This window comes from Stenotrophomonas bentonitica (assembly GCF_013185915.1).
GTDB classification, from domain to species: domain Bacteria; phylum Pseudomonadota; class Gammaproteobacteria; order Xanthomonadales; family Xanthomonadaceae; genus Stenotrophomonas; species Stenotrophomonas bentonitica.
The window spans coordinates 270,449-291,393 of record NZ_JAAZUH010000004.1; the positions used below are offsets into that span (position 1 = coordinate 270,449).

18 protein-coding genes are annotated in these 20,945 nt (G+C 63.5%); 9 read left to right on the top strand and 9 right to left on the bottom strand.

Translation table 11 applies throughout. From position 1 onward, the window contains the following. Positions 1-53 precede the first annotated feature (53 nt). Together HGB51_RS19010 and HGB51_RS19015 are read right to left on the bottom strand one after the other, a co-directional pair. A complete protein-coding gene (locus tag HGB51_RS19010) occupies positions 54-3,137 on the bottom strand; it encodes a two-component regulator propeller domain-containing protein (RefSeq protein ID WP_171966929.1) in 3,084 nt (1,027 codons plus the stop codon). A gap of 478 nt (positions 3,138-3,615) precedes the next feature. Next, on the bottom strand, positions 3,616-3,951 hold the full coding sequence (locus tag HGB51_RS19015; protein ID WP_070208810.1) for a hypothetical protein: 336 nt from the start codon (positions 3,949-3,951) through the stop codon (positions 3,616-3,618). Positions 3,952-4,172: 221 nt separating this feature from the next. Here HGB51_RS19015 and HGB51_RS19020 point away from each other — a divergent pair, with 221 nt between their 5' ends. The 4 genes from HGB51_RS19020 to HGB51_RS19035 all read left to right on the top strand — a co-directional run bounded on the left by HGB51_RS19020 (position 4,173) and on the right by HGB51_RS19035 (position 6,021). Then, positions 4,173-4,448 (top strand): hypothetical protein, encoded by a 276-nt coding sequence (locus tag HGB51_RS19020; RefSeq protein ID WP_084739069.1) that lies wholly within the window; start codon positions 4,173-4,175, stop codon positions 4,446-4,448. A gap of 119 nt (positions 4,449-4,567) precedes the next feature. After that, positions 4,568-4,900 carry a hypothetical protein gene (locus HGB51_RS19025; RefSeq protein WP_070208811.1) on the top strand — a complete coding sequence of 111 codons (333 nt, stop codon included), beginning with the start codon at positions 4,568-4,570 and terminating at the stop codon, positions 4,898-4,900. Between the two features lie 109 nt (positions 4,901-5,009). Beyond that, positions 5,010-5,384 (top strand): hypothetical protein, encoded by a 375-nt coding sequence (locus HGB51_RS19030; RefSeq protein ID WP_141739197.1) that lies wholly within the window; start codon positions 5,010-5,012, stop codon positions 5,382-5,384. A gap of 178 nt (positions 5,385-5,562) precedes the next feature. Continuing rightward, a complete protein-coding gene (locus tag HGB51_RS19035; RefSeq protein ID WP_070208824.1) occupies positions 5,563-6,021 on the top strand; it encodes a DUF4265 domain-containing protein in 459 nt (152 codons plus the stop codon). Positions 6,022-6,041: 20 nt separating this feature from the next. On the opposite strand, the gene HGB51_RS19040 is transcribed toward HGB51_RS19035, so the two are convergent. Next, on the bottom strand, positions 6,042-7,016 hold the full coding sequence (locus tag HGB51_RS19040; protein WP_070208813.1) for a polysaccharide deacetylase family protein: 975 nt from the start codon (positions 7,014-7,016) through the stop codon (positions 6,042-6,044). 86 nt (positions 7,017-7,102) lie between these two features. Then, a complete protein-coding gene (locus HGB51_RS19045; RefSeq protein WP_070208814.1) occupies positions 7,103-7,957 on the bottom strand; it encodes an OST-HTH/LOTUS domain-containing protein in 855 nt (284 codons plus the stop codon). A 422-nt stretch (positions 7,958-8,379) separates the two neighbouring features. Between HGB51_RS19045 and HGB51_RS19050 the strand changes: the two genes are divergently transcribed. The 4 genes from HGB51_RS19050 (at position 8,380) to HGB51_RS19065 (ending at position 14,273) form a co-directional block, all read left to right on the top strand. After that, the gene (locus HGB51_RS19050; protein ID WP_141739198.1) at positions 8,380-8,652 is read left to right on the top strand and encodes a hypothetical protein; all 273 of its coding nucleotides are present in this window, start codon (positions 8,380-8,382) and stop codon (positions 8,650-8,652) included. Positions 8,653-8,655: 3 nt separating this feature from the next. Next, positions 8,656-9,087, top strand: a complete 432-nt coding sequence (locus HGB51_RS19055; protein WP_141739199.1) for a hypothetical protein — start codon at positions 8,656-8,658, stop codon at positions 9,085-9,087. A gap of 187 nt (positions 9,088-9,274) precedes the next feature. After that, positions 9,275-9,688 (top strand): DUF4279 domain-containing protein, encoded by a 414-nt coding sequence (locus HGB51_RS19060; RefSeq protein ID WP_070208815.1) that lies wholly within the window; start codon positions 9,275-9,277, stop codon positions 9,686-9,688. A 595-nt stretch (positions 9,689-10,283) separates the two neighbouring features. After that, on the top strand, positions 10,284-14,273 hold the full coding sequence (locus HGB51_RS19065) for an autotransporter domain-containing protein (protein ID WP_070208816.1): 3,990 nt from the start codon (positions 10,284-10,286) through the stop codon (positions 14,271-14,273). 106 nt (positions 14,274-14,379) lie between these two features. On the opposite strand, the gene HGB51_RS19070 is transcribed toward HGB51_RS19065, so the two are convergent. Next, positions 14,380-15,474: a hypothetical protein gene (locus HGB51_RS19070; RefSeq protein ID WP_141739200.1), complete on the bottom strand. Its 1,095-nt coding sequence runs from the start codon at positions 15,472-15,474 to the stop codon at positions 14,380-14,382. A 190-nt stretch (positions 15,475-15,664) separates the two neighbouring features. Here HGB51_RS19070 and HGB51_RS19075 point away from each other — a divergent pair, with 190 nt between their 5' ends. Next, on the top strand, positions 15,665-16,576 hold the full coding sequence (locus HGB51_RS19075; protein ID WP_070208818.1) for a CPBP family intramembrane glutamic endopeptidase: 912 nt from the start codon (positions 15,665-15,667) through the stop codon (positions 16,574-16,576). Positions 16,577-16,615: 39 nt separating this feature from the next. On the opposite strand, the gene HGB51_RS19080 is transcribed toward HGB51_RS19075, so the two are convergent. The 4 genes from HGB51_RS19080 to HGB51_RS19095 all read right to left on the bottom strand — a co-directional run bounded on the left by HGB51_RS19080 (position 16,616) and on the right by HGB51_RS19095 (position 20,776). Beyond that, positions 16,616-17,683, bottom strand: a complete 1,068-nt coding sequence (locus HGB51_RS19080) for an NAD(P)-dependent alcohol dehydrogenase (protein WP_070208825.1) — start codon at positions 17,681-17,683, stop codon at positions 16,616-16,618. Positions 17,684-17,894: 211 nt separating this feature from the next. After that, entirely contained in the window at positions 17,895-18,662 is a 768-nt protein-coding gene (locus tag HGB51_RS19085; RefSeq protein ID WP_070208819.1) for an SDR family NAD(P)-dependent oxidoreductase, read from the bottom strand. A 20-nt stretch (positions 18,663-18,682) separates the two neighbouring features. Continuing rightward, the gene (locus tag HGB51_RS19090; protein WP_070208820.1) at positions 18,683-19,732 is read right to left on the bottom strand and encodes an NAD(P)-dependent alcohol dehydrogenase; all 1,050 of its coding nucleotides are present in this window, start codon (positions 19,730-19,732) and stop codon (positions 18,683-18,685) included. Between the two features lie 135 nt (positions 19,733-19,867). Continuing rightward, positions 19,868-20,776 carry a LysR family transcriptional regulator gene (locus tag HGB51_RS19095; protein WP_070208821.1) on the bottom strand — a complete coding sequence of 303 codons (909 nt, stop codon included), beginning with the start codon at positions 20,774-20,776 and terminating at the stop codon, positions 19,868-19,870. Between the last annotated feature and the right edge of the window lie 169 nt (positions 20,777-20,945).

Genomic DNA, 20,945 nt, shown 5'->3' on the forward strand with positions numbered 1-20,945 from the left:
CACCGTGCCGCCAGACGCGCCGCAACGCAAGCGTAGTTTCCGAAGTGCGCCGCTCAGTCATGCCGGCGGCCACCGCCTGCCCGCCAGCGCGGCAGCTGCAGCCGCACCCGGGTACCGCCGCCGGGCAGCGCCTGCACGTCAAGCGTGCCGCCGCACAGCGCCGCGCGCTCGCGCATGCCGGGCAGGCCCCAGTGGCCCTCCGCGCCGCCATGGGCCAGCACGTCGTCCTGGATGCCGCAGCCGTCGTCGTCGATCTCGACCGTGGTGCGCAGCAGCCCGTAGGTGATGCGCACGGTGATGTGGGTGGCGCTGGCATGGCGGCAGGCATTGGCGAACGCCTCGCGTACGATGCGGTACACCTCGCCCAGTTCAGGCTGGCGCCAGCGGCGTGGTCGGCCGTGCACTTCCAGCTTGAACGCCACCTGCGCGGGCAGTTCCAGCAGCGCGGGCAGCGTGTTCACTGCCGCTTCCAGGTCATCGCCGGTGGCCTCATCGCGGCGCAGTTCGCGTATGCGGTCGCGCCCTTCCACCAGCCCGGACTCGGCCTCTTCCAGTGCCTTGGCCAACCCGGTCTCGGCGGCGGCCGTGTCGCCAGTCGCCAAGCGACGGCGCGAAGACTCGATGCGCAGCATCAGCGCCTGTACCGACTGCAGCAGCGTGTCGTGCAGATCGCGCGCAATGCGCTCGCGCTCGCCTACCCGCGCCCGGTACACCCGCTGCATACGCTGGCGTGCTACCGCCACCCGCCAACGCACGAACAGCCACACCAGTACGGCGCCCAGTGCCAACATCGCCAGCGCGAACCACGCGGTCTGCCAGAACGCCGGCAGCACGGTCACGTTGAATGACGCCTCCTGCTTCGACCACGTCCCGGTGTCGTCGCTGGCAATCACCCGGAACCGGTAGCCGCCCGGCGCCAACCGGCTGTACAGCGCCTGGCGACGGGTGCCGGCCTCGCGCCAGTCCTCGTCCACCCCATCCAGCCGGTAGCGGAAGCGCACCCGCTCCGGAATGCGCAACGCAGGTGCGGTGTAGTCCACGCGCAGGTCGCGGCTACCGGCCGGCAGCCGCAGGTAGGGCGAGAGCGGCACCGCGCGGTCGTCCACCTGCACACCCAGCAGGGTGGGCGCCAACGGCGCGGCGGACGGATTGCGCGCGATATGGCGCGGGTCGATCCAATGCACGCCCCGGTTGGTGGCGAACCAGATGCGGCCCTGCGCATCGGCCAGGATCGAGGGCCGGCTGCCACTCTGCTCCGAGCTGCCGCGCAGCCCATCGAGCACGCCGAAGCGCTCGAACGCTACCGCATGCGAAGGTTCCTTGCGCCATTTCAGCACTTCCGCAGCGGATACGCGGGTCAAACCGGTGCGACCGCCCAGCCACAGCTCGCCATCGGGCAGCAGCACGATGCCGTTGGTCTTCTCGAATGTTTCGCCATCCCGGCCGAGCAGCCGGTGGAAGGTTTCGTTGGCGCGCATCGAAACGCCGCGCGCGCCGCCCATCCACAACGTGTCGCCGTAACTCTGCAACGCCGAGATGCGGCCGATCTCCGGCCTACCCTGGTTGAAATCCTGCTTGCGGCCGTTCTCGAACACGCGGATGGTCTGGCCCGCATCGCTCCAGATCCGCCCTTGGGAGTCTTCAGCCAAGGCGCGTGGCGTGGAGCCCTCCTGCATGCCGTACTTCGCGTTCTGCGCTTCCCATTTACCATTGAAGAACCGCAGCAACCCGCCATGCAGGCGGCTCACCCACAGACCGCCGGCGCGGTCGCTGGCGATCATGGTCACCACGCTGTCGCCCGCCAGCTCGGGCGGCAGCGGCACGCGTTCCAGCCCGGTGGCGGTCACCTTCGCTATCCAGCCCGTCGCGCTGCCCATCCACAGCGTGCCGCTGGCATCGCGATGCAGGGCGCTCACGCGTCCCATCGTCGGCCCGCCCAGCTCCTGCACCCGGCCACCGTTCGGCGCGGCCGGGTCCGGCGTCACCCACATCGGCCCGCGATCCGCGTTGCCCACCAGCATGCGGCCACCGTCGCCCGCCGCCATCACGAACGACTGGTCGCGGCGCGGGAGTGCGATGGCCGCCAGCGCGTTGTCGCGGAAGCGGTCCAGGCCATTGGCCGTGCCCGCCCAGACATTGCCTTCGCGATCCTCGAACAGCGTCCACACCACTTCGGAGGTCAGCCCCTGCGCCGGGCCGAAGTACTCCGGCTTGGGCAGCGTCACGCCGGGCCCGGGCGCATGCAGCGAGCTCGCCTCGCGCACGCGCGCAATGCCGCCCTCGGTACTGAGCCACATGACGCCATCGCGGTCGAAGCGCAGGCCGCCGCCTTTGAAGCCAGGGTCCAGCCAGCTGAGGGTGGCGCGGTCATGGCGCGGGTCCGGGTCGGCATGGACCAGTGGCCGTGCGCCCCAGTAGTCCACCGCCCAGAGCGTGCCGTCGGCAGCCTGGTCGAAGTAGGGGATCTGAACCGCCTTGGGGTAGGGCGCAAAGCGCGTAGCGTGCGGCGCCAGGTAGGCGATACCGAAGCTGTCGTTATGCGTGTAGCCGATCCAGATGCCGCCATCGCGATCAGCGAACATCCGCTCCGGCTGCCACGCCGGATTGAAGCCCATCGCCTCCCCGGTCTTCCAGGTATCGCTGGCCGGGTCCAGCCAGACCAGCGCCCCCGGCGTGATCGCCCAGAGCCGCTTGCCGACATCGCGTGCGAAGGCCATCACCGAGCCGAGCGGCACATCGTCGCGCTGGTACTCGTACTGGCCAGGGTGGGGGCCGCCGAGCCGGCACATTCCGCCGCTGAAGTAGCCCACCCAGACCGAGCCATCGGGCTCGGCCAACAGGCTCAGCACGTCGTCATCGATCAGCGGCTTGCCACCCGCCTGGGTGATGCGCTCGAAGCGCACGCCGTCGAAGCGGAACAGGCCCTGGCGGGAACCGATCCAGAGCAGGCCATCGGGCGTCTGGGCGATGGAGAAGATCTGCGCGGGCGCGCCATCTTCGGCGGTCCAGCGGTCGTGGCGGAGCTGGGAAAGCGCGCGGTCTGGAGATAAGGCTTGGGCTGAGAGAGCGGCTAGCGCCAGCGCCAGGCAAAGCAGGACCCGAATGGCGCCACGCAGGGGCCGGTTCGTAACGTGCACAGAAGCAGGACGAACCGGAAGCCAGGGCATGGTGGCGGAACCAGTGGGGTGGGTGGTGCGGGATCGGCGGAGTATGGCATGGGGAAATGGCGAGACGGCACCCGAAGACCGTGTGGCGGAAAGGTCTTCGGGCTGGGCGGCCGCACGACCTCCGAGATGCAACGGCCGGGTAGGGTCGGTTCCCAAACGACCGCCGATAACAACGACCATCGCGGCAAACGCGTGATCCGGGCCGAAGCCGCGCCCAACGAAACCGGATATCAAACGCTCCGGCGGCAACCACAACAACCGACCATGCCCACGCTACGCATCCACCTGCTTATTACCCATCCGAAGCGCTCAAGGCAGGCACCTTGATCCCGCTGCCCATGTTGAGCGAAGCAATCAAGCAACAGACAGAATGGTACGGGTATATCAAGATAGGCACCCGTACCCCCCAGGCTGTAGAGCCAGATACGCACGGGAGCAGTCAGAGGCTCTAACTGGACTTCCTTGGAGTCATAAGCTCCAGTCCATACTCGACCGAGGACACAAAATTGATTTCGGGCAAATCAGCCTCTCGAAACGAATCGCCAGCAAGCTTTGAACGGAACAACTCAAGCCAGGCAAGCTGCGGCCGATCAGGAGGACCCTGACTTATCTGGAGGAACAGGAGTTCCTCCTTGCCAGCCCACACAAGGCGTAGTTGCGCGCTCCCCACCACCAGGGAGGTAGTTGAGCTTGTCGGTGATTTCTCGTGGCGCACATCAAATCCCTGCGCTTCGACAAGCCTTCGAAACTGATCGAAGGCACCTTCGACGGTCAATATGTCCATGGCGTCCCTCGCGTGGCGGTTGTCGGCAGCTTTCAGTCCAAAGATCGACGGTGTTCCCCTATCGACCTTCGGCGCTAAGCTACGTCGAGATACGTACTGCTTCAGACTTGCGGGTCCACAAGGTCCAAGCAACTTCCAACCTCATCCCACCATGGAGTTACAGAAATGGCAATCATCTACCCCGCCATGTAACGGACTCCTCGGGCGAGCCAGTACCAGTGATGCTGCAGAAGTACTGGCGGCCAATGGCGCTGTCCCGCCGTGGCAGTGAGCTGTGGTTCGGCTTCGTCATCAATGACAGCTCGGTCGAGTCGATATCGCCCGGTCAAACCGTGCAGTGCACGGTGTCCTTCCTGAATCACGAGGACGCACAGCATATCTTCCCGGCTGGCGCATCCATTTTGTTTGGCGATGGCATCATAACCAAGGGCGTGCTGAAATTGCTTCAGGACCCGCGCGACGCCTGCCTTACGACACGGCTCCAATCAGACTCCTGATCACACGCTTGATTACCAAGGCAGGAACTGCGAGCTCGTCCTGGTACGGCGTCGTGAGAAGCGGCATTCCCAGTGTAAGATCCCGCCTGGAAGGAACTCGATCCGCACATGAGGCTGCCTTGGACCCACTATTCCAGTTTCTTTCGAGCGCGGGCGTAGGTGCGATCTTCTACCTGATGCTCGTCGCATACCGCTATTGGAAGAGCCTCGGATGGCTGTTCGGCCGCTGGGATCCGAATCTTGGTTTTGAAACAGAGGAAGAGCTCATCTCGGCGGCCAACAGGAATGCCTTGGTCACGGGAGTCCTCTTGGTGGCATGGGCCATAGCTGGACCCACTTCGTACCGTCCGAGCTGGGGGGTGGAAGTGATGGGTATGGCTCTCGGAATGTTGATCGCTTATGTACTGCTTGTCAGTACGGCATCATCCCGGGCTTCAACAAAGCGACGCTGATTGCGCCTGAATCTCGCAACCCGTTCCCACCGTGCTCCGGCTCGCCAGACTGGACTGGCCGCGGCACCTGAAATCGCAACGGCGGCGGTCAGGCCGCGAAGGGGACTACATGTTCGTGCAGAAGTTGCTGATTTCAGCAGTACTCGCCGGTGCAGCCGCAGGATGCCAGAGCGCCGCTGCAGAGCCCGCCGGCGATGCGGGGGAAACGCATATGGAAGTCGAGGGCGTGGTAGAGATCTTCTCCGGTGGCCATGGCCTGGGCTACGTCACACTGGATGACGGCAAGTGCTATGACCTGGCACTTCCTGCGAACGTACTGAAGAACAGCCGGCGCTGGGACCTGAAGCGCGTAGTGATCACAGGCTCACTTCAGTTCCGGCCCCGAATAGACGAAATGATGTGGTTCGACATCAAGGATCGAAAGATCGAAGGGTTTGGCTGCTCGGAGGATGTGATCTACGTGGAATCCATCAAGAAGCTCTAGCGCCATTTCGAGAGAATAACTCTGCAGGCGTACTCTGGTATTCCGTGGAAGGCAGATCACCGGTTCGACCTCGCGGGTCTCACGTTGGCGTCAGATACACTTTGCAGGTCTACACTCCCGCCTCATCTAGCTCATGCCTGGCCGATGCCACACGGCACATCATGTGGAGAACGCGCACTTGAATGGCAGCCCTACAGCCAAGGTCCTCTTCCGCGTGCCCGACGGCGAAGGCGGCGCCGACGTCGAAACGCTGTGGGCTGTTCCGCTTGGCGAAGACCGCTATCAACTGGCCAATTCTCCCTTCTACGCTTACGACGTTTCCTGGGAAGACATCGTGCTCGCGCCCTTCAGCGATACAGAGGGGATGCCGACCTTTGAATCCGTGGCTGTGAAGTCCGGCAACCGCACCGTTCGCATCATATTTGACCCGCCCGTAGCCTCGGGTAACGCGTCCGACGCCGTCGTCCAAGGCCTCGTACTACTGGGTTGCAGCTATGAGGGCGCCAACGCCTGCTATCTGTCCGTGAACATTCCCGCTACGGTGGACCTGCAGGCTGTGTGCGCGTACCTCATCCGCCACGATGTGCAATGGGAGCACGCGGACCCGAGCTACAACGCGATCTATCCGGAGGGCTAGGAGCTCCTTGCGGAAGAGCCTCACTCCGACTCCTGCCCAGCAAGCTTCATCACCCAGCCAGGTACCACAGGCTCGCCCTGGTAGAACGTCTTGGGCATCTTCTCAGCCATCGCCCATCGCTGGACCCAACTGATCCCCGCGCCGCCGTTGTAACCCTCGGAGCGCAGGTAAGCCGGATCCTCCAACGCAGCTTCAAGAGTGATGAACCGGTACCCCCGTCGGCGCGTAGCGGCAACCAGCTCTTCAACGATATCCGCATTGAGCGCGTTGGCATGCATCAGCCATACCTGCGCCGGCAACCTGCCCAACAGCTGCTGGGAGCGCTGCTCGTAATAGTCCAGCTTGTTGAGCATGTAGGGGACATAGCCACGGCGCAGTTGGCGCAGTCGCGCTTCACGCGCTGCGGGGTCCGTCTCGGTATCGCGCACCTGGTCATAGGCGAACGCCCAGATCCACTCCGCGTTGTCGACGGTCACCGGGGCGATGCGATAGTCGTGCTGCCGCAGGAACGCGGCCAGCTCGGCGCGCGCCTCCGGTGATCGTCCCGCCTGCAGGTAAGGGTGTCGGAACCAGCGTAGGGTCTGGCCATTCTCGGCGAGCAGCGGTCGCAGGATGACTTCCCCGCGCAGGATGTCCCGCTCGTACTCCTTCAGCGGCACCGCATGCATGGAGACGTGGCTGTAGGTGTGGTTGCCCAGCTCGAAGCCAGCGCCGAGCCAGTCGCGAAGCATCTGCACCCGCGCAGGCTGCAGCTGCCCGTTGACCTCCAGTTTGCCTTCATTGACGAAGCCCACGACGGGCACGCCGGTCTGCTTGAGGGCAGCGATCAATCGAGCGTGCTGGGCATCAAGCTCCGGTTCGGCGCGCTCACCCAGCCGCTGCCACGGGAGATCATCGATGGTGAAAGCGATGCGACGGTCTGGCTCGGCCGCCTGGGCCAGTCCCGCGATGCAAAGGATCGCAGAAGCAGCACATCGAAGTAATCCATTACGCACGTACTGCTCCCATTGCGATGATCCCGGATTATAGCGCCAGGAATCGCGACGTAATTTTGCGGATGCGTTCGCAGAGACGACATGCTCTATCGCGTGCCTGGCCTCACCCGATACCACCTGCCCGGCTGTCCGTTGTGGGTGAAGTTACGTAGCTCGAACTGATCGGATTCGTTCACGGCCTGCTGCCAGCTGGAGCACCCGTACTTGTTCGGGGTCTGTTCCGGCTCCTGCTCGGCCACCCAGCGTGCGGCGACCTCCAGGTTCGCCCAGCCATCGACGGACAGCTCCCGGAATGCCCGCCTGAGCACATAAACAATTCCCGCTCCAGGCCAGTGGATCTTCCCATCCGGCATGATTCCATTGACTGCTGCTTCGATGTACTCGGGCGACGCCATCAGTCTTGCAGCCTCTTTCCTTGCGTGGTTCAGCTCGTCGGCGAAGGTGCGCAGTTGCTCGACCCGTCTGTCGATCTCCGCATAGGAGCGATGAAGTTCGGCTTGGGCGAGCAGGCATCCGTCCAGCGTCTGAATGTCATGCTGCTCAATGAAGTGGTGCACAAGCGAGTTGCGCAGCGTCACTAATGCGCGCAGATCAGCCTTCAGGGCTTCGTAGCTTTCGTCTGGTAGATGGACCTGCAATCGGAAACTGAAGTGAGACCCTTGGTTCTGATCCAGAGCCTCCTCAGGCGCATCGCTGCCTTCCTTCTGAATGTAATCTCCCAACAGGCGACCGACGAGAACCCCGAGGGTCAACCCAGCCGCTTCGGCTCTGCGGGCGTCCATGTTGCGATGAATCGTTTCCGGCGTGCCCGAAATTGCTTGCTCGGCGATCAGGTGTTTGAGTAATTTCTCGTACTGCTGCACCCGCAGAAGGCATCGGCCAAGAAGTCGCTGCACTTCGCGCTGGGCGTCGGCAACCTCGCTCTGATTGACGTCAATCATCGAGAGTCGGTCCCCTTGTACGCGTAAGGTAGCCCGGGTCGTCCGGCGAGCAGAATGACTCCACTGTGGGGGTGTAGGAAATGGGCCGGAAAACAAGACACTGCAGGGTGTCGCTCTCGTCCGGCCAGGAGTCCACGGCCAGAACTTTCACCACCCTCCAGTCGCTATCCTCACGGCGCGAGACCAGCACGTTGCCCACCGAGAAACTGCGCTTCACTTCCATGCCCGCTGCCCTTGGTACCCGCCCCCCGGCGGAGGTGCCTAGCGTGCGGCCTGCCCCTGCCGCTGGTCAATACAGGTTCGAGCCCTGCGTCTCGGGGAGGAAGCCACCGCCCGAAACCGGCTAAGATTCAAAAACGTAGTGCAGCGGCATTTACCGATCCAGCAGTCCGTTCATCAGGTCGCACAAGGAGTGCTCCCAAGTGAAGAAGTCCCAAGTCGACGCAGTGGCTGACGCCATCCTGGAGCCGCATCTCCATAGCCAACAGGCAAGGAGTGAAAAACTCCGTGCCAAGCTGGCCGCGAGTGAAGCGCTTCAAGCGCGGAAGCGCCGGTATGCACAGTTCGCGTTGGTCGGTGCAGGTATCGGTGGTGGACTCGCGCACTTCGGCGGCTATCAAGTGGCCCAGGGATTTGTTTGGGGCGGTGTTGCGGCCAGCGTCGTCGGTTGGCTACTTGGTGCTCGTCGGATCTGACACATGCTCAAGAAGCTTGCCAGAGCCAATCGCGCAAGGACGATGCTCAACATAGTCACCGTCATCATTCTATTGTTGCTATCCGGAGCTGCGGCCGCTGTGGAAATTTCAAATCCGTACTTTCATCTCGTTCTTCCCGGCGACTGGGAACAGCAGGAGAGCGCAGACCCGGAGCAGTTCGTAGTCAGCTCCCCTATCCGTAGAGCACACATCACGATTTCCTATGTACCGATGAACACCAAAGGTCGGGACTTGGAGACGATTGCTGACAAGCTGCTTGAGCTCCGATTTGCAGCAGAGAGAGAGCGGCGACCAGTGATCGTGAGGAATTTTACAGCGAGCCGTGGGGTACAAAGCTGGAAGCTGGCGTGCTTCAGGTCAACTACATGGGCCGGGATAGTTTCGGCCGCTACTTCTTCTTCGCTGGGTTCGTAACCGAAACGCACGTCACAAACATCACTGGCGAGTTGGAGGACAGCAACGAGCCGGCGCTTCATGCGTTTTATCAAGAGGTCCTCGGAAACTTTCGTTACTGGTCACTCAGGTGAAGGAGCAGGACGAGCTGAAGCCAGGAAATCGCGGTGGACCCAGGGCATTCCCCTTACCAGCTATGTAGGATCCAATGGGCGCATTCAATAGTTCTCTCGTCACTCTCCGATTCTTCGGGGACGATCTTGTGCCCGAACAGGTCAGCGCCCTGCTAGGTGCGCGCCCCACCGTGTCGTACCTAAAGGGTCAGGAGCGCGTAGGCAGCCATACCGGCACCGTCCTCGTTGCCAAAACCGGCAGCTGGCGGCTCAGTGCGGTCGATCGCAAGCCTGAGGACCTGGATGCGCAGATCTTCGAGGTCCTGGAGCAACTAACGCAGGATCTCACCGTCTGGGACTCACTGGCGCGGTATCGGCCCGACCTTTACTGCGGCCTTTTCATGGGCAGCGGCAACGACGGTACATCGCTTTCAGCAGAAGCCCTGCTCGCCATGGGGCTGCGTGGTATTTCCCTCGGCCTGGAAATCTATGATTTCGATGAAGAGTAGGGCAGCGGTGGTCGTTGCAACGCATTGACCATCTGGGTGAGCCTCCGCCTGCACGGCGAGCACCGGGTGTCCGCTTCTTGGCAGATGCAGACTTCGCGTTGGTCGGTGCAGGTATCGGTGGTGGACTTGCGTACTTCGGCGGATTTCAGATGGCCAAAGGATTTGTTTGGGGCGGTGTTGCGGCCAGCGTCGTCGGTTGGCTCCTTAGCCTTCGTCGGACCTGACATCGGATCGTCCCGTTTCGCCACGCTCGGGCAGGTGAGACCGTCGGCCATCGACCCATAGCGGACATCAGCCCGGGCTCGGTGCAGGCGCAGCCAAATGGCCCCAGGGCCCCGTCTACCAAAGAGTGGGACGACTGATGATTACAGATCTCTGGCCGCCTGACCCTCGGATAAGGATTCCTTTCGCAGGGCCGCTCTGTGCGGCCCTTTTTCATGCGCCGACGCTTACAACCTACTGTTTTTCTTAACCATTCACCCTCGGCGCCCCGCATCTGCAGAAAAAACTAAAGATCGGTCCCCCTGTGCCGATCATGTGATGCACAGCACACTTTCACGTTTTTTAAACAATCGCGTCATCAGGGGATCTGAAGTTGAACAAAGTATTCAAGGTGGTATGGAGCAAGGCCGTGGGTCAGTGGGTTGTGACCTCCGAATTCGGGATGGCCGCAGGTGGCCGCACCCGTCGCACGGCCAACCGGCTGACCACCGGCCCTCTGGCGGCCCTGAGCCTGATGACCGCGCTGGCGCTGTACGGTCCCTCCGCGATGGCGGCGGTGGAAATCACCAACATCGGGTTTGAAGACGGCACGTTGAGCGGCTGGACGTATTCCGACACCGGCACCCAAGGCTCTACGAGCTATAGCGGCAACGGTGTCGGCGCCGCTGTGGTTACCGGCATGACCGATTTCACTTCCAACAACGGCACCCACAGCTGGACGGTGACGCCGTTCGGCAACAACATGGCGTCATTGCAGGCGGGTAACGGTTCGGACTCGTTCGCCACGGCTGCAGACGCACTTGGGCTGAATGCTGCAAGCCGTTCGCTGGTGGAAAGCACGATGGCCGGGTCGCCCACGAATGCTTCGTGGCTGTACCAGGACCTGACCCTCGCTGCGGGTGACTATTTCAGCATGGCGTGGCAGTACGTCTCGACCGACTACCAGCCGTTCAACGATGCCTCGCTGACCTCGCTGATCAACCTCGGCGACGCCTCGGTGTTCGCGACGGTGAACAACCAGAACGCGCAGTACGCGCTGCTGGGGGCCACCAACATCGGCACGGGCAGCTACTCCACCGGCAGTTATGGTGCGACCGGCTGGCAGGTCGCAACCTATCAGGTCAGCACGGCCGGCACGTACCGCCTGGGGTTCATGTCATTGAACCTGGAGGACACGGTGCTGAGCCCCGTGCTGTTCGTGGATCAGGCGCCGGGCCTGACCTTCGACAAGGGCGTGCCCTTCGGTCCGGTCGCGCCCAACCCGGGCAGCGGCGCGCCGACCACGCCGACCACGCCGACCACGCCGACGACCCCGACCGGCCCGATCATCATTGATGGCCCCAAGGGCACCGATGAGCTGGGCAACGAAGACGAGGCGTCGTTCGAGGGCGGTACGCTGGTGGTCGACAAGGACACCAACGTGGATGTCGACTTCAAGATCGACGACAAGCCCGGCACCATCGATCAAAACGGCCACGACTCGACTTTCACCGGCAAGATCGAGGACTCCACCGCCGGCATTCCGGGCTCGCTGATCGTCAAGAACAGCGGCAACGGCGGCTCGGTCACGCTGACCAACACCAACGGCTACACCGGTACCACCGAGGTCGACGAGAACACCACGCTGGCCTTGGCCGGCAATGGTTCCATCGACAAGTCGAAGAAGCTGGTGATCGACGGTACGCTGGACGTGACCCAGGCCACTCCGGTCGTCAACATCACCTCGCTGGAAGGCAAGGGCGATGTGGCGCTGGGCAACAACACGCTGTCCATCACCGATGCCAACGACGCGTTCGAAGGCACCATCGGCGGGCAGGGCGACGTGGCCATCAACGGCGGCACGCAGGTGCTTTCGGGCACGAACACCTACGCTGGCGGTACCTCGGTCAGCAACAACGCCGTCCTGCAGGTAAGCAGCGATGAGAACCTGGGCGACGCCGCAGGCAAGCTCACGCTTGATGACGGCACCCTGCACACCAGCGGCGACGTCAACAGCGATCGCGACGTGGTTCTTGTGGGCAATGGCACCTTCACCACCGACACCAACACCACGCTGACCAACAGTGGCGACGTGTCCGGTAACGGCGGCCTGATCAAGAACGGCGAAGGCGGCCTGGAGCTGACCGGCACGGTGAGCCACAGCGGCGGCACCACCGTCAACGAAGGCGAGCTGACCCTGTCGGGCCAGAACACCTACACCGGCGGCACCACGCTCAATGGCGGCGTGCTCAACGTCAGCAGCGACGGCAACCTCGGCGATGCCGCAGGCGGCCTGACCTTCAATGGCGGCACGCTGAAGGCATCCTCGTCGATGACCACCGGCCGCTCGATGGTGCTGGACAGCGTGGGCGGGCTGCGCAGCGCTGAGGGCAGCACCCTGACGGTCACCGGCCCGATCAGCGGCGCCGGCACCCTGGTGGCGGACGGCCAAGGCACCCTGGTGCTTGGCGCGGCGAACACCCACGCAGGCGGCACGCTGATCAGTGGCGGCACTGTCGTGCTGGCGCATGCTGGCGGCCTGGGCTCCGGCGCCGTGGCGATCGATGATGCCACCCTGCGCACGACGGTCGACACCCAGCTTTCGCAGTCGCTGCTTGTGACGGGTGAAGCCACCCTGGATGTGGCCTCGGGCACCACGACGCAGCTGACCGGCATGCTGGACGGCTCGCGCAGCACCGGCTGCTTCATCAAGAGTGGTGCGGGTCGCCTCAACATGGCAGGCACCGCGATCCTGGCCAATGGCACCTGCGTCAACGAAGGCACCCTCAGTGCCAATGGCGTGCTGCTGAGCGATGTGCAGGTGGAACGTGCCGGCACGGTGCGTGGCACCGGCGCCATCGCCGGCAACATGCGCGTCGATGGCACGCTGGCCCCGGGTAACTCGCCGGGCACGCTGGCAGTGACGGGTACGGTCACCATGACCGACAACGCCACGCTGCAGATCGACATCGACGGGTACGGCACCGGCGCCGGCGCCGGCAACTACTCGCGCCTGGTGGTGTCCGGCGCGGCCGGTCGCTTCGTCGCCAACGGCACCCTGCAGCCCCTGCTGCGCGGTATCAGTGGCAATGCAAGCAACACCTTCACCCCGAAGGTGGGCGACATGTTCCGCATCGTCAGCGGCGAAGGCGGCGTGACCGGTACCTTCGACCGGCTCCTGCAGCCGACCGAGGGCCTGGCCGCCAGCACGCGCTTCCAGGTGTACTACACCACCGGTTTCGACATCGACCTGTACGTGACACCGACGGCCTACAGCGCTGACTTGGTGGGCAAGGTCAACGGCAACGGCCTGGCCACTGCCGCTGCACTGGATGCCCTGGTGGAAGCCAGCGACGCCGGCACCACCACCGCCGAGCAGACCGATCTGCTGCGCGCGGTGTGGCAGCAGGATGCGGCGGCACTGCCGGTGCTTGTGACCGCCATGACCGGCGAGAACCACGCCAAGCTGGCCGCGCTGGCGCAGTCCAATGCGACCGCACTGGCCGACGATGTGACCGGTCGACTGGGCCAGGGTGTGCTGGTGGATGCATCCAGCACGCGTATCGAACAGCTGCTGTGGGCCAACATCGGCTACGGGGATCTGTCGGTTGACGCCGATGCCAGCGCCGACCGCTTCGATGCCCGCCAGCGTCGTGCCACCGCCGGTATCGACGTGTACCGCTCCTCCAACGTGGCGTGGGGCGCGGGCCTGGGTCGCACGACGTCGGAACTGGAGCGCAGCCCGCTGGACAACACGCTCGACAGCAACGCGTTCTTTGCCTATGGCGCCGCCAGGGCAGGTGCGGTCGTGCTGGACGGCATGCTGTCCTACTCGGCCGATCGCTGGGAGAGCCAGCGTCCGGACGCCCTGGGTGCCGGTGGAGCACTGTCCGGCAAGGCCTCGGGCACCACCCTGCTGGCCAGTGCCGGCGTCAGCCTGCCCTTCACGGCGGCAGGCCTGAGCTGGCAGCCCTCGCTGCGCGGCAATTGGCAGAAGGTTGAGCGCAATGCCTACCGCGAAGGCGGTGACTCGCTGGCGGCGCTGGACATTGCGCGCCTCAACGCCGAAGGCAGCCGCGCCACGCTCGGCCTGTCGGTCGGCTCGCTGGTGAACGATCCCCTGGCGGCGCGTGCCACCTGGCAGTTCGGTCTGCAGGCGGGCATCAACCACGGCCAGGTGCGCCAGGCCATGGTGACAACCGCACTGGCCGGCCAGCGGGTGGACCTGTCCTCCGCCGACCCGGGCAAGACCTTCGGTCGGGCCCAGCTGCAGGGCACCGTGCGCCTGGGTGCGTCGAGCTACCTGTACGGTGGCGTCAGCACCGAGCAGGGATCGGGCGTGGAGAACAACAGCGTCAACGCGGGTATCCGCATCGCGCTGTGATGCCAGGCAGCGGGAGGGCCCTGCCTTCCCGCTGCGGCATGCAACCGAGGCCGCGCACCCCATTGGGGTGCGCGGCCTTTTCATTCACCGGGTCAAAAGCAGGAAGTTACCGGCAATCGTTGAGATTACGATTGACCAGTTTGGTGTGCTCAGCTCGATACTGGCGGACCAAGGAAAACGCCACCCCGTTCGAGCCCTCCGAAGGCTTCGAGAGAATCACCAGCGGGCCACTTGGCTGGGCGACCACCGTGGTGACGTCCCAGGTGAGAGAAGCGTGCGGCCGGTAAGCGGCAAGCGGCTGCCTCGGATAGCGCTCTTCGAGCAGCGTCTTCAACGCCGAATGCGTGGCTTCGGCGTACAAGCCCATGAACGATGTGGCAACGGGTTCGCCCGTCGTGGCCAGCGTCGAGAGGCTCGCGGTGTTCATGCGCGTTGTTCCGATCATGCAGACACCCACGCGCGCGAACATTGAGCGGGTGGATGTCGCGGGGAGGCATGTGTCCGCCGGCATCAGCTCCTCGGCGTCACGCGGCAGCGCATTGAAGGCCGCGACCAGCTGGTCTTTCGAGAGCGCCGCAGCCAAGGGGCACTCCGGCAGGGCGGGCAAGTCCGCGAGCGGCACGGCGACCACTGGGTGTGCATCCGGCTCCAGCGAGGCGAAGAAGGTGGCGGCCACCTGTTTCATTGCCTCGCATTTCGACGCGGAGGTCTCAACGGAAAGCAGAATGGTGCCCGCCTTCGTGCGCACGCTCTGGCTGGCTGCGCAGGAGGTCGCGTTCTGCAGGTGGTGGGCGATCCCGGGCAGCCCTCGATAAGTGAAACGGGTAGAGGTCGCACCCGGGATGGGCCGCTCGAAAATCATTTGTCCTGCCGCGGCGTCGCGGTCCTGCCCACGCATGGCCATGAACTTCATGCCGTCGTGCCCGCAGCCGAGCATGTCGGCCTGCGTCACGCTCTCCGTTCGGGATCGGAAGGTGAAGTCGTTGAACAGGCACGGCAGTCGAACCGAGTAGCCGCCGTTCGTGGACGCCGCCGTGGTCCAACCATCCGGCCCCAATGTGCCGGCGCCCATGCGATGCATTTCCAGCCCTTCAACCGGGCCGTTGGCAATGGCCGGGGCAGCGAAGCCCGGCAGCAGGGCGACGAGCAGGCCAAAGCGGTAGGGCAGTCGGCCGTGAGGAACGAGACGGAGTGAGAGCATCAGCGAGTCCATTCGGAAGGTAAAGGTGAGCAAGATACAACGACGGACACCACGGACGACGGCCTAGCGCTATTTCGTCGGCGATCCGGGTGATTCATCGGCGGCTTATGTGACTTGGTCGCAAACGGGTTGCCCCGCCCACGCGCGGATGGCAACTTGCAGCGGCGATCACGTCGACCTAGAGCCCCGCATGACCTCCGTTGCCCTGTATTCGCCCGATCCAGCCCGCGGCTGGCTGCCTTGGGCCTGGCTGACGCCGATCCTGATGATCCTGTTCAACGCGGTACCGGTGATCGCGCTGGACGGGTGGATGCAGTCGCAGCATTGGTCGACGCCGCGCGGCGATCCGATCGGCCTCGCTGGCTTGCATGCGCTGCTGTGGATCGGCTTCGCGCCGACGCTGGCGGCCGTGCTCGCCTGGGTATGCTTCGTCGAAAGGCGCTCGCTGGCGAGTATCGGGCTGACCGGTCCGGCGCCGATGAAAACCTTCCTGCGCGGACTGGCCGTTGGACTCGGCACGATCGCGCTGGTCGTAGTCGCGATCTGGATGGCTGGCGGCATGCAGGCAGCGAGCTGGGGGCAGGCCTGGCGGTCGCCCGTCAGTCTGCTGCACATCGGTCTGCTGCTACTGAGTTTCATGTTCCAGGCCAGCGTGGAGGAAGTCATCTTCCGCGGCTGGATGCTGTCGGTGGTGGCGCGCAAGACCAATGTCGCGGTGGCAGTGCTGCTGGTGTCGCTCGTTTTCTGCTTCCTGCATTTCAGTCCGCACCAGCCGCCCCGGGTCATGCTCGGCACGTTACTGTTCTCGCTGTTCGCCTGCGCCTGGGCGCTGCGAACCGGCAATATCTGGGGCGTGATGGGCTGGCACGCGGGGTGGAACTGGTTGCTCGCGACCGGCTTCCAACTGCCCGTTACCGGCATCGATGCACACTTGCCGGCGCTGCTGGTGGCGCTACGCCCGCAAGGCCTCGACGCCCTGACCGGTGGAGCGGAAGGGCCGGAAGGCAGTTACCTGTGCAGCGTCTTCTTCGTCGTCGCGATCGCGTGGATCCAGTGGCGAAAGACGCGCGGGGAAGCGTGGCCTTCGGCCGGGGCCACCTGACACAGATACAAGTTTCGGAACCCAACGCGGTGTGCTGGACTACGCCTTCATGTCGATGACAAAGCGATAACGCACATCTTTGTTCACCACACGGCTAAAAGCTTCATTGATCTGGCTGGGACGAATCAGCTCAATGTCTGCGGTGATTCGTCGCGTCGCGCAGTAGTCCATCAGCGCCTGGGTTTCCGGAATGCCACCGATGACCGAGCCGGCGATGCTCTTACGTCCAAAGATGAGCGACAGGCCGTTGATGCTATGCAATCCCTCAAGCGCGCCCACGTTGACCAGAGTGCCGTCGAGGGAGAGCAGATCGATGAAGGGTTGGAATGCATAAGGCTGCGGCACCGTGGAGACCAGAAGATCGAACTGACCAGCCAAACGTTTCATCGAAGCCTCGTCGCTCCAGAGCACCGCTTGCCGCGCGCCCAGGCGACGCGCGTCGGCGATCTTGCGGGGGCTTGTGGTGAATATGGTCACGTCCGCCTTGCGCGCCGCCGCGAGCTTGACAGCGACGTGGCCCAACCCACCGAGGCCGATGATGCCAACACGTTGTCCCGCCTCCAGCCTCCAGTGCTGCATGGGTGAGAAGGTGGTGATTCCGGCGCACAGCAGTGGCGCGGACGCAGCAAGGTTGACGCCCGGCGAGACCCGGACTACGAATGCTTCGGCAACGACGATGCCATCAGAATAGCCCCCAAACGTCATACCCCCCGAGATCTTGTCAGGCGAGTTGTAGGTGAAGGTGGCGCCGTTGAGGCAGTTCATCTCACGGCCAGCCCGGCACGTGGTGCACGCTCCGCAGGAGTCGACCATTGCGCCGACGCCGCCAATATCGCCGACCCTGAACTTGGTGACTGCGCTACCGACCGCCGTCACGCGCCCGATGATTTCATGGCCTGTAACTATTGGAAACGTCGTGCGTTGCGATGGCGTGTCATCCCGGTTCTGGTGAATGTCGGAGTGACAGATTCCGCAGTACAGCACGTCGATAAACACGTCATTTGGCCGCAACGCCCGTCTCATTATCTGTCGCGTCGTTATCGGTGCGTTCGCTGCGTCATTGCCGTAGGCCCTGACTGGAAATGCCCGGTCTACTTCCGGTGCCATCCGGGCTTGCGCTTGTGCCTCCGCCCCGCCACCGACCAGGCCGGCCGCAATCAGGGTTGAGCTGCCGAGCACAAAGCTACGCCGGCTAAGATGGGCAAGTGCAGGAACGTGCGCCAAGTCGCCACAAGCATCACACATAGTTACCTCTGTCAGTCGTTGGGAGGCAGCATCCGGGTTTGCCTTGAATGCGGCTCTGGGTGGCAGGCGTGGTTCAGTGTGCGGTGAAGCCGCCATCGACCGGCAACGCCACGCCGACAATGAAGCTCGCCCCCGGGCTGCACAGCCAAAGCACTGCCTGAGCCATCTCCTCGGCGCTGCCGAGCCGCCCAATTGGCTGCAGCTTCAAGAACTCGTCCATGGCCGCCTTCTGCGTCTTCAGCATGTCGGCGACCATCGGCGTCTCGATCACGCCCGGGCAGATCGCATTGATGCGGATGCCGCGCGGCGCGTAGTCGAGTGCTGCACTCTTGGTCAAGCCAATCACGCCGTGCTTGGAGGCGTGGTAGGCGGCACGCTTCGGCAGGCCGACAAGCCCCCCCAGTGACGAGCAGTTGACGATCGCGCCAGAGCCTTGCTCGCGCATCTGCTTCAGCTCGTGCTTCATGCACGCCCAGATGCCGCGGAGGTTCACGGCCTGCACCTTGTCATAGTCCTCCGCGCTCTCGTCTGCCGCGTCGGTCGGAGGTGCCTGAATGCCTGCATTGTTGTAAGCAAAGTCGAGCCGGCCGAACTCGTCCACTGCGCGTTTTACCAGTGCGGCAGCCTGCGCCTCGTCGCTCACGTCGCAGGCCATGCCGATTGCCTTATAGCCCGCAGCAACGAGTTTTGCGGCTGCATCCCGCACTTCGGCCTCGTCGACGTCGCCGAGGACAATGGCTGCGCCGCTCTTGGCAAAGGCTTCGGCAGTAGCGAAGCCCATGCCGCCCTTGGCGCCAGTGATGAGGGCAACCTTGCCCTTGAAATCATAGATTGGATTCATGGTGGTCTTTCCAAAAAGTGTTAGTTTGCGAGGGTCGCGGCGTCCATCACGAAGCGGTACTTCACATCACCCTTCAGCATCCGCTCATAGGCGCTCTCGATACCCTGGGCGGCGATCATCTCGATGTCCGAGACGATTCCGTGCTCGGCACAGAAGTCGAGCATCTCCTGCGTTTCGGCGATCCCACCGATCATCGAGAAGTTGGTTGTGCGACCGTCCAGCAGGTTCGCGGGGTCTGGTTCGGGATTGGGGTGCTCGGGTGCGCCGACGAGCGTGAGCGTGCCGCCCTTTGCCAGCAGAACCAGGTAGTCATCAAGGCTGTGGGTGGCCGCGACGGTATCCAGGATGAAGTCGAAGCTGTTCGCATGGGCGGCCATCTCATTCGAGTTGCGCGAGACCACGACTTCGTGGGCCCCGAGCATCCTGGCGGCTTCGACCTTTCCCGGCGAGGTGGTGAAAGCCACCACCTGCGCGCCCAGTGCATTGGCAAGCTTCACGCCCATGTGCCCAAGGCCACCGATCCCTACGATGCCGACTTTCCTGCCAGGGCCAACCTTCTCCCGCCGCAACGGCGACCAGGTGGTGATGCCGGCACATAGAAGGGGCGCAACCGCAGCCAACTGATCCCTGTCGTGCCGAATTCTCAGCACGAAGTGCTCAGCGACGACGATCTCCTGCGAGTAGCCGCCCAGCGTGTGGCCAGGGGCGTCGGCGATGGGCGAGTTGTAGGTAAAGGTGGTGCCGTTCTCGCAGTACTGCTCAAGTTCCTGGGAGCAGCTACCGCAATGACCGCAACTGTCCACCATACAGCCAACGCCGACCACGTCTCCGACCGCAAAGCCGGTGACCTCGCTGCCGGTTGCTATGATCTCGCCAACGATCTCGTGACCGGGTACACAAGGGTAGATCGTCCCCTGCCATTCGCCGCGCACCTGGTGCAGGTCTGAATGGCATATGCCGCAGTAGGCGACGGCGATCCGGACATCCTTCGGGCCGGTCGCGCGTCGTTTGATCGGCATGGGCGCCAAGGGCTCGTCTGCGGCGCCAGCCCCATAGGCTGTGATGGTCATGCTTTGTCCTCGTTAACGTAAGCGCGAGCGCGCTTTACCGAAGACAACAGTAGCCTGCACAGAGCGAGTGGATTAGCCCCTCACAGGTTCATGCCTGCATGAGGTGGGCTCATCATTGGTCAGACAGTGGCGAAGCTATAGGCCAAGCGGCCGCAACTCGCGCACAAGATCGATCAGCAGCCGGAGGCCGGTAGGAACTTGTCGTCTGCTTGAGTAGTAGACGTAGAAGCCCGGGCCTGGCGACGCCCAGTCGGCCATCACTATACGAACAGCGCCGTTCTCGACCAGGGATGCGATTAATGGCGCGGGGGCATACATCAACCCCGCACCCCCGACGAGCGCGGCAAGGATTGCGCGACTATCGTCAAAGAGCAGCGACCCTGGCACTGGGACAGAAACCTCCTCGCCATCGCGCTCGAACTCCCACTCATAGATGCTGTCATCGCCAATACGGAAGCGTAGGCAGCGATGTTCGGCGAGATCGTCAGGATGCGATGGTTCGCCATAACGAGCGAAATAGGCCGGCGAGCCGGCCACAACCCATGTGATATCTGCAGAGAGTCGCTGGGCGACCATATCCATGGGCACAGTGCCCCCATAGCGGATCCCAGCGTCGAACCCGCCTTCGGTAACGTCTACCAGATGGTTACTGACGGCGATGTCGAGCTCCACGTCGGGGTAGCGATCGACGAAGGGAGCAAGCACCGGTCCGATCACCAGGCTGGCGGCTTCCACTGGAACATTGATTCGGATTCGCCCGGCAGGCGTGTCACGGTAGCGGTTGAGGCGATCCGCTGCCTGTTCTATCTCGCTGAATGGGCCACTTATCGCCTCCAAGAGTTCTTCACCGGCAGCCGTCAACGTGACGCTGCGGTTGGTTCGGTTCAGGAGGCGCACGCCGACTCGCGTTTCCAGACCCTTCAACGCGTGACTCAATGCCGAAGCACTGATTCCTACATCAAGGCCGGCACGACGGAAGCTCCGATGCCGCGCGATCGCGACGAAGTAGCTGTAATCCGCAAGATCAGTTCGACTTAGAGGCATAGCTGAATCTGGCTCACTATGCAGAAAAGTGCAATACGTTCGTACTATACGAAAGCATCGTGTGCGATCGCATTGGATAGTACGCCCAGGTGCTGCCGCAGCCGGTCTCTCCATCCTGCGCCTTGCCTATCAGCTCGGTGCGGTTAAACTCGCGGCAAGTCAGATCCTG

Coding starts and splice junctions, on each gene's coding strand:
- HGB51_RS19085 (WP_070208819.1), bottom strand. CDS start 18,662: ATGAATCCAATCTATGATTTCAAGGGCAAGGTTGCCCTCATCACTGGC.
- HGB51_RS19020 (WP_084739069.1), top strand. CDS start 4,173: ATGCTGCAGAAGTACTGGCGGCCAATGGCGCTGTCCCGCCGTGGCAGT.
- HGB51_RS19055 (WP_141739199.1), top strand. CDS start 8,656: ATGCTCAAGAAGCTTGCCAGAGCCAATCGCGCAAGGACGATGCTCAAC.
- HGB51_RS19015 (WP_070208810.1), bottom strand. CDS start 3,951: ATGGACATATTGACCGTCGAAGGTGCCTTCGATCAGTTTCGAAGGCTT.
- HGB51_RS19090 (WP_070208820.1), bottom strand. CDS start 19,732: ATGACCATCACAGCCTATGGGGCTGGCGCCGCAGACGAGCCCTTGGCG.
- HGB51_RS19030 (WP_141739197.1), top strand. CDS start 5,010: ATGTTCGTGCAGAAGTTGCTGATTTCAGCAGTACTCGCCGGTGCAGCC.
- HGB51_RS19070 (WP_141739200.1), bottom strand. CDS start 15,474: ATGCTCTCACTCCGTCTCGTTCCTCACGGCCGACTGCCCTACCGCTTT.
- HGB51_RS19075 (WP_070208818.1), top strand. CDS start 15,665: ATGACCTCCGTTGCCCTGTATTCGCCCGATCCAGCCCGCGGCTGGCTG.
- HGB51_RS19045 (WP_070208814.1), bottom strand. CDS start 7,957: ATGATTGACGTCAATCAGAGCGAGGTTGCCGACGCCCAGCGCGAAGTG.
- HGB51_RS19080 (WP_070208825.1), bottom strand. CDS start 17,683: ATGGCACCGGAAGTAGACCGGGCATTTCCAGTCAGGGCCTACGGCAAT.
- HGB51_RS19060 (WP_070208815.1), top strand. CDS start 9,275: ATGGGCGCATTCAATAGTTCTCTCGTCACTCTCCGATTCTTCGGGGAC.
- HGB51_RS19095 (WP_070208821.1), bottom strand. CDS start 20,776: ATGCCTCTAAGTCGAACTGATCTTGCGGATTACAGCTACTTCGTCGCG.